General features: G+C 71.4%; 8 protein-coding genes and 2 pseudogenes. 8 read left to right on the top strand and 2 right to left on the bottom strand.

Going from position 1 to position 9,876, the window contains the following annotated elements:
• The first annotated feature begins 485 nt into the window (after positions 1–485).
• The 4 genes and pseudogenes from ACRWND_RS17435 to ACRWND_RS17420 form a co-directional block, all read left to right on the top strand.
• A complete protein-coding gene (locus ACRWND_RS17435) occupies positions 486–1,172 on the top strand; it encodes a helix-turn-helix transcriptional regulator (RefSeq protein ID WP_431950277.1) in 687 nt (228 codons plus the stop codon).
• A 128-nt stretch (positions 1,173–1,300) separates the two neighbouring features.
• A complete protein-coding gene (locus ACRWND_RS17430; RefSeq protein WP_431950275.1) occupies positions 1,301–2,191 on the top strand; it encodes an ornithine cyclodeaminase family protein in 891 nt (296 codons plus the stop codon).
• A 32-nt stretch (positions 2,192–2,223) separates the two neighbouring features.
• Complete coding sequence (locus tag ACRWND_RS17425; RefSeq protein WP_431950283.1) at positions 2,224–3,354, top strand: DSD1 family PLP-dependent enzyme; 1,131 nt, start codon at positions 2,224–2,226, stop codon at positions 3,352–3,354.
• A 68-nt stretch (positions 3,355–3,422) separates the two neighbouring features.
• A pseudogene (locus tag ACRWND_RS17420) lies at positions 3,423–3,608 on the top strand (exopolyphosphatase); the annotation flags it as partial.
• Between the two features lie 146 nt (positions 3,609–3,754).
• Here the strand turns inward: ACRWND_RS17420 and ACRWND_RS17415 are convergent.
• Positions 3,755–4,138, bottom strand: a pseudogene (locus ACRWND_RS17415) (helix-turn-helix transcriptional regulator); the annotation flags it as partial.
• 584 nt (positions 4,139–4,722) lie between these two features.
• Between ACRWND_RS17415 and ACRWND_RS17410 the strand changes: the two are divergent.
• On the top strand, positions 4,723–5,982 hold the full coding sequence (locus ACRWND_RS17410; protein WP_431950273.1) for a DUF418 domain-containing protein: 1,260 nt from the start codon (positions 4,723–4,725) through the stop codon (positions 5,980–5,982).
• An 81-nt stretch (positions 5,983–6,063) separates the two neighbouring features.
• On the opposite strand, the gene ACRWND_RS17405 is transcribed toward ACRWND_RS17410, so the two are convergent.
• A complete protein-coding gene (locus tag ACRWND_RS17405; RefSeq protein ID WP_431950271.1) occupies positions 6,064–6,960 on the bottom strand; it encodes a LysR family transcriptional regulator in 897 nt (298 codons plus the stop codon).
• A 94-nt stretch (positions 6,961–7,054) separates the two neighbouring features.
• On the opposite strand from ACRWND_RS17405, the gene ACRWND_RS17400 reads away from it, so the two are divergent.
• The 3 genes from ACRWND_RS17400 (at position 7,055) to ACRWND_RS17390 (ending at position 9,790) form a co-directional block, all read left to right on the top strand.
• Positions 7,055–7,960 (top strand): PhzF family phenazine biosynthesis isomerase, encoded by a 906-nt coding sequence (locus ACRWND_RS17400; protein WP_431950269.1) that lies wholly within the window; start codon positions 7,055–7,057, stop codon positions 7,958–7,960.
• Positions 7,961–8,152: 192 nt separating this feature from the next.
• Positions 8,153–8,743: a helix-turn-helix domain-containing protein gene (locus tag ACRWND_RS17395; RefSeq protein ID WP_431950267.1), complete on the top strand. Its 591-nt coding sequence runs from the start codon at positions 8,153–8,155 to the stop codon at positions 8,741–8,743.
• Positions 8,744–8,899: 156 nt separating this feature from the next.
• Positions 8,900–9,790: a class I SAM-dependent methyltransferase gene (locus ACRWND_RS17390; RefSeq protein ID WP_431950265.1), complete on the top strand. Its 891-nt coding sequence runs from the start codon at positions 8,900–8,902 to the stop codon at positions 9,788–9,790.
• Positions 9,791–9,876: the final 86 nt, after the last annotated feature.

Below are 9,876 nucleotides of genomic sequence, written 5' to 3'. Positions count from 1 at the left end.
TTAGCCTCGATCTTGCATTTGGGTCCGTCAGCTTGCTGGCGGGCCCTTTCGGCTCGTTCGGGTCGGAGATTTCTGCAGGTGACAGGCTGGTGGCCCGTCTGTCGCGTCGGGTGGGCGGCGGGTTCCACGGCTCCGGTTCGGTGGTGTTGCTCGTAGGGACGGGAAGCTGCTGGCGGCGGTGGAGAACAGCCGCAGGCGGGTCGGGAACCCGCGGACGGTGCGAAACCCCGCCGTACTCGGGCGTGGGTGAGGCGGCGTGGTGCGACGCTCCCAGGGCCGACGGAGGTCCTCGGCGAGAGCCTGGGTACGGCGGAGTTGGGTGTGAGCTGCGATGAGCGGCAATGGCATGCGCATGACCTCTTGTCCCAAGCCTGCCCGTGCACGCCCAGGTTGATCGCTCTCGCCGGCCGGGTTGAGCGCGGCTCGGAGGATGCTTTAGCATCAATGTCTAAAGATGGAATTGCAGTCCAGGATGGAGGCGGGCCATGGAGCATCCCGTGGCTGAGCAGCCGGAGGGCGACGGCGGGGGTCCCGTGGCCGTCGCTGCGGACGAGGCCGATGAGCACCTCATCCGCGAGGCGGAGAAGATCGCTGTGGCGTTGGGCCGCATGTTTTCCGGGCTGTGTGAGGTGGTGCTGCACGACCTGCGGGACCCCCAGCAGGCGATTCGGGTGATCGAGAACAACCTCTCCGGCCGGGAGGTCGGGGATTCGGCCACGGAGCTGGGCTTGGCCCGCATCGCGGATCCGCAGTACCCGAGCGTGATCCAGAACTACCCCAACCAGTTTCCCGACGGTCGGCCGGTGAAGAGCACGTCGATCGGCATCAAGAACGCGGCGGGACAGTACATCGCGGCCCTGTGCCTGAACCTTGACGTGTCCGTCCTGTCGCCGGTGACACTGGCGTTGTCGAACCTCGTGGCCACCGATGTCGAGCACCGCGAGCACCCGCTGGAGAATCTGCGGGACCGCAACGTGCGCGAGCTGCGCCGAACTGTGGAGGCGCTGGCCGCGGAGCGCGGTGCCACCCCCCGGTCACTGAGTCGGGACGACAAGAAGGCGCTCGTGCGGCAGCTGCAGGGTGAGGGCTACTTCGAGGGGCGCGACGCCGCGCAGACCATCGCGGACCTACTGGGCGTGTCCCGGGCCACGGTCTACAACTACGCCAAGTGAAGGGGCAGTACATGACCGACACCGGACCGGCCGCACACTCCGCACCTGCTTGTCCGCCCAGTTCCGGCCCACCGTCGGACGCAGGCCGTGGCCTGCTGTTCATTCCCGAGCAACAGACGGCTGTGCTCGTGGACGAGGAGCTGGCTCTGGACGCGGCCCGCGCGGCCTTCGCCGCGACGGTGCAGGGCGTGGTCTTTCCTTCTCTGACCGTGCACGGCTCCGATCCCCGCAACCGGTTCACGCTCAAGCCGTCCGCGTCCGCGACGCATGCCGGAGTGAAGATCGGCACCTACTGGCCGGACAACCTGAAACACGAGCTGCCGCGCCACCACTCCACTTTCCTGCTGCTTGATCAGAGAATCGGCCGGATCGCCGCCGTCCTGGAGCTCGGTGCCGCGAACGCCTACCGGACCGCAGCGGCCGACGCGCTCGCCGTCGACCTGCTCGCCCCCACCGGAGCCGCCACCCTTGCCGTCTTCGGCACCGGCCATCAGGCCGCCTATGAGGCGCGGGCCGTCGCCCGTGTCCGGCCGATCGGCGAGATCCTGATCGTGGGACGCGACAGGGCCCGCGCTGCGACCGTGGCTGCCGCACTCACCGCAGAGGGACACACGGCGCGTGCGGCCGGTGCCGAGGAAGCCTGTGCGAGCGCCGACGTGATCGTCACCGCCACCACCGCACGAGCCGAAGGCTCGCCCCTGTTCGAGGCCGAGTGGGTCCGCCCCGGCACGCACCTGTCCTGCATGGGAGCCGACGCCCCCGGAAAGCGGGAGCTGCCCCCGGCCCTGTTCGCCCGCGCACGGGTGTTCTGCGACCTGCCCGAGCAGGCACGCCGCATGGGCGAAAGCCAGCACGCACCCGAGGACACCGTCCTCATCCCCCTCGGCGAGGTCCTCACCCAGCGCGCCCAAGGACGCACCGATGACCGTGACATCACAATCTTCGACAGTTCCGGGATCGGACTGCAAGACCTCTACCTGGCTCTGGCCCTCCTGAAGAAGATGGACATCTCCCTGTGACCACCCTCCCCGCCTCCGCCGCACAGACCCTGATGGATCCGGACACCCCGTTCGCCGTGGTCGACGTGCACAAGAGCCTGCGCAACATCGAGCGCCTTCAGGCCAGGGCCAGCCGGCTCGGGGTCACCCTCCGCCCGCACATGAAGACAGCCAAGAGCCTCGACGTCGCCGCGCTCCTGAACGACGGCAACACGTGTCCCATCACTGTCTCCACCCTCGCCGAGGCCGAGGCGTTCGCCGACGGCGGTTACACCGACATCACCTACGCCGTCGGCATCGACCCCCACAAGCTCCCCCGCGTCATCGCTCTCCTGCGCCGCGGCGTGACCGTGCGGGTCCTGCTGGACAGCATCGAGCAGGCCGTCTTCGTCGCGGAAGCCTCCGGCCAGGCCGGCCTGCCCATCCCGGCCCAGATCGAGATCGACTGCGACGGCCACCGCGGTGGTCTCAAGCCGGACGACCCCGCCCTCACGGAGATCGGCCGCATCCTGCACGACGCGGCCTGCCTCGACGGCGTGCTCACCCACGCGGGCGAGTCGTACTTCGCCTACAGCGCCGAAGAACAGCGCCTGGCCGCACAGAACGAACGTGACACCGCGGTTGCCGCAGCCGAACGTCTCCGTGCGGCCGGTCTGCCCGTGGCCTGCGTCAGCGTCGGCTCCACCCCCACCGCGCACGCGGCCGAGGACCTCACCGGGGTCACCGAACTGCGGGCCGGCAACTACGTGTTCTTCGACCTGGTGATGGCCGGCCTCGACGTCTGCCAGGTGCAGGACCTCGCCCTCTCGGTGGTCGTCACCGTCATCGGCCACCGCCCCGAGTACGGGTGGATCGTCACCGACGGCGGCTGGATGGCCATGTCCCGCGACCGCGGCACCGCCGCCCAGGCCCAGGACCAGGGCTACGGTCTGGTCACCGACATGGCCGGCCACCTCATCCCGAACCTGGTCATGACGGCCGCGAGCCAGGAACATGGCACCCTCACCGCCCGCGACGGCACCGACCTGCCCGACCTGCCGGTCGGCACCCGGCTGCGTATCCTGCCCAACCACGCCTGCGCCACCGCCGCCCAGCACCACGGCTACCACGTCGTCGACAGCAGCAAGGGCACGGAGCCCGCCCCGGTGATCCAAGCGCGCTGGCCCCGCATCACCGGCTGGTGACCTGCCCGGGCAAGGAGGGCGGACCATCCACGCGGTGAGGTAGGCGAAGGCGGCCCCGGGGGAGGTCGCAGCGTGCGGCGATCCCGGTGATGCACCCGGGCCGGGTCGACGTGATCCGCGCCAGGGCCCTGGCGCTGCTGCGGATCAAGGAGCGCACGGGCGCACGGGAGGTCGTGGTCTGCGAGCACGACCTCCCGGGCGGCATCGCCCGCGAAGCGGCCGAGGATGTCGAGCGGGATACGCGCATGGGCTGACCTGCGGCAACGCACAAAGCAGGGCCCCTGCCGGATCGGCAACCGGCGGGGGCCTGGTCGTCTGACGCGCTCACAGTCGAACGTTCCGAGCGGGGCGCGGGGCGGCTCGGGTTCGCCTTCCACGTGGACCCGTGGACCCGGTACGGTCAGCGTGGTCCGTCCGAAGCGCTCTGCCGGAGATGGTGTGTCTCCGGTGAAAGCCCACTCCGACCCAACCGGAAGTCGTGGGGGCTCACGCCGTACGCCGTCTTGAAGACCCGACTGAAGTGGGGTGCGCTGGCGAAGCCCCACCGGTGGGCGATGGCCTCGATCGTCATGAACTGATGCACCGGCGAAGCCAGTTCCCTCCTGCATTCTTCGAGACGCTGCGTCCTGATCCATTCGCCAAGGGTGATTCCCGCCCGGGACAGGGTCCGGTAGAGCCAGCGTACGGAAACGCTGTGCTCGGCTGCGATACGCTCAGCGGTCAGATCGAGGTCTGCCAGATGGAGGCGCACGTATACCTGGACACGCTCAAGAAGTGTGCTGTCCACCTGGCCGCCACTTAGGGCCATGCCGAGACGTTGTCGACGTTGTTCTACGAGGCCGACTTCGCGGCGGGGCAGAGGATTCACGACGCGCGGCACCAAGTGGAGCTCGCCGTTCGCGCCGGCCTCGATGAGGCGGAGGTCCGCGCGGTGCTGACCGGCGAGCGACGTCGCCCAGGTACGTGCGGATGAGGCTGGGCCGCTCGGCTGGGCATCACGAACGTTCCCTTCTTGGGCCTTGACCCCTGATCTTGGACACACGAGACACTGGATCCTGAGGATCTGAGAATGACGTCTCGTGGGTCACGGAGAACTATCCGCCGCACTTCACGGCGGACGCGGTCGCGCTCCCACCAGTCGCATTCCGAGGCGACGCTTCGGCAGGTCGCTGCCGATCTGGGGATCCATTCCGAGACCGAGACCCTGCGGAACCGGGTCCGGGAGGCCGGAGCGAGCCCGGCCGCGGACTCCGCGTGGCCCGCGCGACCGTTGCCCCGGTACACACGCGCGGACCAGCCGCCTGGCGGGGGGAGTCCCGGCACCTGCCGGATTGGCGCGGGACCGGTGGCACCGCGAGTCTGGGGCGCATGACCCACGCATCACCCGTCGCGGCAGAGGCTCCGGCAGAGGTTCCGGCAGAGTTCGACAAGGCCGCGGTGGCCCGCTCCCCGTTCCGCCCCGCGGCGGCCGGACGGCTGATCGGTGTCGACCTTGCGCGCGGCCTGGCCATCGCAGGGATGTTCGCCGCCCACGTGGGTCCCGACCCCTCCGTGGGAGGCCCGCTCGGCTGGGTGATGGAGCTGGCGCGGGGTCGGTCCTCGGCGTTGTTCGCCCTTCTCGCCGGGTTCTCCCTGGTCCTGCTCACCGGGCGGCCGGAGCCGCGTACGGGCCGCGCGGGGCGGCAGGCCGTGGGCCGGGTGGTGATCCGGGCCGCCGTCCTCATCGTCCTGGGGTCCCTGCTGACGGACGTGGGCACCTCCGTCGACGTGATCCTGTCGTACTACGGACTCGCCTTCCTCTGTGTCCTGCCCCTGTACCGGCTGCGGGCCCGCACGCTTGCGGTGATCGCTGCGGTCACCGCGCTCGTGCTGCCACAGCTCCTGTACGTCCTGCGGGTCGCCATCGACAACGGGGGCTGGGGCGACGCGGTGATCGCGCACGATCCGCTGGCCCGGCTCACCGGCTCGGACGGATTCCTGCAGCTGCTGATCACCGGCGACTACCCGGTGGTGACCTGGGTGTCCTTCCTCATCGGCGGGATGGCCGTCGCCCGGCTCGACCTGCGGCGACCCGGTGTGCGCGCCAAAGTCGCCGTGTGCGGCGCGGGTCTGGCCGTGCTCGGCTACGGCGGCTCCTGGGTGGCCCTGCACCTGGCCACCGGCGCGCGGGCCGCGATCAGCGCGGCCGCGGACGGCGCACCGGCCGGCTCGGCCTGGTGGTCGGACGCGCTGTCCGAGACATACGGCAACCAGGTCGTCGACACGCCGTCCTGGATGCTGGTGGCCGCTCCGCACAGCCAGACGACGTTCTCGATCCTCGGGAACACCGGGGTCGCGCTCGTGGTCCTGGGCGGATGCCTGGCCGTGGCGGAACGGGCGCGCGTGCGGTGGGTGGTCGCGCCCGTGATCGCCGTCGGCTCGATCTCGCTGACCGCGTACGTCGGGCACATCGTCGCCATCGGTGTCCTGGGTGTCGACGACATGCCCGACTCCGCCGCACTGCCGGTCCTGCTCTCCTTCGTCGCGGCCGCGATGGTGCTGGCTCTCGCCTGGACCCGGATCTTCCGGCGAGGGCCGCTGGAGGCCCTGATGCACGCGGCCACCATCCCGGCCCGGCTGATCACCTGAGAGACGGCGTGGCTTGCGGGCAGGCAGCCTGATCGCGGCTTCCCGCCCCTGGCCGCGACCGCGCGGAAGGCGTGACCGCCCTCAGCGGGGGAAATGGTGCGGCAGCTCTGCACGGAGCGCTGCCGCCGCGGGGGAGAGCCAGCGCCGGCGGTGGCGGGCCAGAAGGACGGTGACGTCGGGGAAACGCGGGCCGGACACCTGCGTCAGACGGCCCGTCGCGAGCGCGTCCTCGACATTGGCGCGGGCCAGCAGGCTGAGGCCGAGGCCCGCGGCCACGCAGGACCTGGCGGCTTCAAGACTGCCGAAGCGCGTGATCCGAGGTGGTGCGCCCTTGGCGGCGGTGAGCAGCCGCTCGACGAAGCGGTCGCTGTACGAGCAGCCCTGCTCGTGCAGGAAGTAGTCCTCGCGGGCCAGCTCCGCCCAGTCGGTGCTGCCGCGGGCGGCGGGGTGCTCGGACGAGCAGACGAGCACCAGCGCCTCCCGGGCCAGCGCCGTGCACTCGATGTCGCGGAACGCGACCTCGTCCTCCAGCAGCAGGGCCAGATCCAGTTCGCCGGTGCGGAGCGCGGCGACGGCGGTCGCGGTCCCCATCGTGCGCAGGTCCACCTCGATCCGGGGGTGGCTGCGCCGAAGCGCGGCGATGACGGCCGGCAGCCGTGCGGACACCAGCGACTCGCCGGCGGAGAGCACCACGCGTCCGCTCACCCGGCCGTCCGTGCCACCGGCCGAGGCGGCGACCGCGCGGAGCCGGGACTCGGCCTCCAGCACCTCCTCGGCCTGTGCCAGCGCATCGCGTCCGGCGCCGGTGAGCACCACGCCGCGCGGAAGCCGGTCGAACAGGCGCAGGTCGAGCTCCTTCTCCAGGGCCTGCACGTGGGCGGTGACGGTGGACTGGACGAGATGCAGGCGCTCCGCGGCGGCGGTCAGGTTCCCGGTCCGGGCGACGGTGACGAAGGTGCGCAGCAGTCGGGTGTCCATGCTGCGGACGATAGCCGCTGCCATCGAATATGACGATGGATTCGATCGATTTCCATCGTTTGTAGGGATGCCTCATCGGTGCCACGGTAGGGGCATGAGCCTGATGACACGTCCCGACATCCTGCGCTACACCGCCTTCACCACCGACCCCGCCGGCGGCAACCCGGCCGGCGTCGTCCTCGACGCGGCCGCACTGGACGACGCCGCCATGCTCGCGACCGCCGCCGGCATCGGGTACTCGGAGACGGCGTTCGTCACCGTCGCGGACCGTGCGGCGCGCCGGTTCCGGCTGCGCTACTTCAGTCCGCTCGCCGAGGTCGCCTTCTGCGGCCACGCGACCGTCGCCACCGCGGTGGCCCTGGCCGAGCGGATCGGCCCCGGCCCGCTCCTTTTCGACACGCCGGTGGGCGAGATCGCCGTGGACACCGCCCAGGACGCCTCCGCGGAGCCCGAAGGCTCCGTGACGGCGACGCTCACCAGCGTCCCCACCCGCTCCCGACCGGCGAGCGACACGGAGGTGAGCGCCTCCCTCGCGGCCCTGCACTGGTCTCCGGGCGACCTCGACCCGGCACTTCCGCCGCACGTCGCGTTCGGTGGGAACGAACACCTGGTTCTGGCGGTGGCCACCCGCGAGCGTCTCGCTGCCCTCGACTACGACTTCGACGCTCTGGCCGAGGTGATGCGCCGTCACGGCTGGACGACGCTCCAACTGGTCTGGCGTGAGGCAGCGGAGCTCTTCCACGCGCGCGACCCGTTCCCGATCGGCGGTGTCGTCGAGGACCCGGCCACCGGCGCCGCGGCCGCCGCCCTCGGCGGCTATCTGCGCGCCCTCGGCGCCCTCCCGCCCGCCGGCGCCTTCACCATCCGTCAGGGGCAGGACCTCGGTCGCCCCAGTCTGCTCCGGGTCGAGGCGTCCACCACGGACCCAAGGGTGCGGGTGAGCGGGCAGGCGGTGGCGATCGCGGGTGTACGTGCGAGTACCGGCGAGGGAGACGTCTGAGCGGACCAAGGGCGTTGAACGCAGCGTTCCTTCACACCGCACGCTGGGTCGAGGAACGCTGAGGAGGGGGGGGTTCTTTGTCCCGCCGCTGGCCCCGAAGGGCGCCTGACGGCTGCTGGGCGATGGCGAGCTGGCGGGCGGACCAGCCCACCGACCATCCCGGTGTTGCATTCACGGCATAGCATGTTGCTCATGACGCAAGACGACGGGCAGCTGGACAGCCTCGTACGCAGACGGCTGCGCGCACTGCGCGTCGCACAGGGCTGGTCCCTGGAGGAGCTGGCCAGGCGTGCCAACCTCAGCCAGTCCTCACTGAGCCGCATCGAGAACGGCCAGCGCCGCCTCGCCCTGGACCAGCTGGTCACGCTCGCCCGGGCGCTGGACACCACCTTGGACCAGCTCGTGGAGAGCGCCGCCGACGACGTCGTGATCAGCCCGATGATCGACGCAGCCCACGGCCTGATGCGCTGGCCCGTCAGGGCGGTCCCCGGGATGAGCGTGACGCGTCAGCGGATGACCGACCCGCCGCCCGGCAACCCGGCCCGCATGCGCGCCCACCCCGGCCGCGAATGGCTGGTGGTGTTGTCCGGCACCGCCGTCCTCATGCTCGGCGACCGGCGCCTTCGCATCGAGGCCGACCAAGCCGCCGAGTTCCCGACCATGATGCCGCACGCCATAGGCGCCGAGGGCGGACCGTGCGAGATCCTGGGCATCTTCGATCGCGACGCCCGTCGCGGCCACCAGAAGGACGGTGAGCGCGGCGCCTCCGCGGCCGACCGGTGAGGGCGCCCGGGAACCCAGCGCATAAGCGGGCCGCCGGGCGCGCCGACGGCCGGCCGCAGGCGGCGCTCTTGCGTGGCGCGCAGCGGGGCGAGCCCTCCTCTTGCGTATCCCGCAAGCAATCATGCGTTCGGCGCATGGCCCTCCTAGGGTGAGGCCATGACCCGAACACGCCAGGACGCCACCCACCACGGCGGGGGCGGTCACCACGCCGACCACGACCACGGCCACGACAGGCACGACGACGCCGGTCAGGCACAGATGCTCGACCTGGACGCCGAGGTGCTCGCCGAGCACCTGGCGTCCCTCATCGCGTGGCTGCCGCTGAGGAACGAGCCGCGGAGGATCGTGGACCTCGGCTGCGGCCCCGGCGCGGGAACCTTCGCGCTCCTCCGACGCTTCCCCGACGCCCACGTCACCGCCGTCGACGCCTCGGCCGGACACCTCCGGCTCCTGCGAGAGAGGGCGCGCGCCCTCGGTGTCGGGGGTCAGGTCCTGACCGTGCCGGCCGACCTGGACGCCAGTGGCTGGCCCGACCTCGGGACGCCGGATCTGGTGTGGGCCTCGGCCTCGATGCACCACATGGCCGACCCCGGCCACGCCCTGCGGAGCGTGCACGAACTGCTCGCCCCCGGCGGCCTGTTCGTGGTCGTCGAGCTCGCGGGCTTCCCTCGCTTCCTGCCCGCCCAGGCCCCCGAGAACCGGCCCGGGCTCGAAGAGCGCGCCCATGCCGCGACCGACAGCTTCCACGCCGAGCGCGTGCCGCACCGCGGTGCCGACTGGGGCCCCATGCTGACCGCCGCCGGGTTCACCGTCGAGGAGAAGCGCACCGTCACCGTCGACATCGAAGGCACACGCAGCGAAGCGATCGGCCGCTACGCGCACGGCAGCCTGCAGCGCGTCCGCGGCGTCGCAGCCCCCGCCCTCAGCCCGGAGGACCTCGCCGCACTCGACGAACTCCTGGACACCGACAGCCCGCACAGCCTGCTGCGCCGCGAGGATCTCGTCCTGCGCACCGAGCGCACCGTCTGGGCCGCCCGCCGCGCCTGACCGACGGCTCCCCGTACGCGACCACCGCCTGCGCAGCGTCATCCGCTGCGTCGGGGCGGCGTCGGCGTCGCTCAGCGGAGCCGTGG

The organism is Actinacidiphila sp. bgisy167 (assembly GCF_965342175.1).
GTDB lineage: Bacteria > Actinomycetota > Actinomycetes > Streptomycetales > Streptomycetaceae > Actinacidiphila.
This window is presented reverse-complemented; position numbering and strand designations above follow the sequence as displayed.